The organism is Vibrio sp. ZOR0018 (assembly GCF_963865925.1).
GTDB classification, from domain to species: Bacteria; Pseudomonadota; Gammaproteobacteria; order Enterobacterales; family Vibrionaceae; genus Vibrio; species Vibrio anguillarum.
In genome coordinates, this window is the sequence record NZ_CAWMCN010000088.1 from 1 (window position 1) to 1,369 (window position 1,369).

1 protein-coding gene is annotated in these 1,369 nt (G+C 42.7%); it reads right to left on the bottom strand.

Annotated elements, in window-relative coordinates; translation table 11 throughout:
- Positions 1-753 precede the first annotated feature (753 nt).
- On the bottom strand, positions 754-1,179 hold the full coding sequence (locus AACR75_RS04985; RefSeq protein ID WP_047691697.1) for a hypothetical protein: 426 nt from the start codon (positions 1,177-1,179) through the stop codon (positions 754-756).
- Positions 1,180-1,369: the final 190 nt, after the last annotated feature.

Consider the following 1,369-nt stretch of genomic DNA (forward strand, 5'->3'; position numbering starts at 1 on the left):
CTTAAGCCTTGGATCCGGTGCAGTCAGAATTTCTAAAACTGCCATATTTTCCTTCTAATTCTTGGAAGCTCATAACGCCCAATTAAGTGGTGAACAACGCACTGGCCAAGCCGCTGCATAACACCGTAAAACACTTTACCTAACGCATAGTAAAACCGCCACGCGTTGAGAATCCACTTGAATTGCTTGTTATGTGAATTTTACCGTGAATTCAAAGTAAGCCACCGTAGAAATGAAGAGATTTGAATAAGTTACGTACAAAAACGATGCTGACCAAACCCTAAATTTCACAGCGATCTTAGCCAAAGAGAGCCACTTGCAGAATCAACAACAAAGAAAGCGCCCTTTCAACCACAACAAAACATTTTGCTTTACCAGACTTTCAGAGCTGAGCTTCAGCAAGAGAATCAGTCAAAAAGACATTTCAATTAAAGCGATTTGAAACTGCCGAAACTCAACACAAACCAGATCCAAAACTCCATTGAGGCAACCCAAGAACCTTGAAAACGATCAATCTCAGGTTGTTCAAAAATCCATTTCGACCAAGCCAACTTGCCGAAAACACGGAACGAATTCTCAATGAAATCGTAGCTTTGACCTTAAAAACCCATCAAACACATAACGCCCGCCTAAGGGGCTGGCAACGCATTAACACTAAACTCAAATACAACCACTGCAACCACCGCGGCTCATTGGGACTGGAAACGCCACGCGTTGACAGTCCCTCTTGAGGCGTTTGTTAGCACGCACTGGCTACATAACGCACTCCTTCGCCGTTTTAGCTTGTGCCACGCCTTTTTCGATAATTGCTAACACTTGATCGTTCTTTACTGATGATACGATTTTATCTAGCAAGTTTTCCGCTGTTGCTTCCGAAGAAACGTCAACTAAACAACTGTAGGAATTAGAAATTTTCTCTGTAGCGGCAACAACTGCTTGATAATCGGTAAAGTCAGTCTTAACCAACGAATCTATTGATTGAGTAAACTCTTGTGCTTTTTGAGTCGCGTCACCAAGAACGTCAAGATTAAGAGCTTGCAAATTTAGTGAGTCCGCTTTCTGCTGCAAGCTATCTACGGCTTTATTTGCTGCTGCTTGAGCCTCATCAATCGCTTTAGTTGCATCATCGCAACCCACTAAAGCAATAATTACAGTCAGTACCATTAACGATTTTTTCATTTTTCAGCCTCTCAAATAAAGGTTACGTCTCGATACTAAACCAAGGCAAAAGGCCATTGAACAGAAATACCGTAACAGAATACAAGCTCCAGTTTATGAGATATGTGTGCTAACGCCCTGCTAAGGGGTGAGCAATGCACTGCAAAAGCGACCGCACGTCGCCTTAATCACAAGACTCACCGCATGCTGA

Excerpts from the sequence above, each read along its gene's own strand:
- AACR75_RS04985 (WP_047691697.1), bottom strand. The coding sequence starts at position 1,179 with ATGAAAAAATCGTTAATGGTACTGACTGTAATTATTGCTTTAGTGGGT.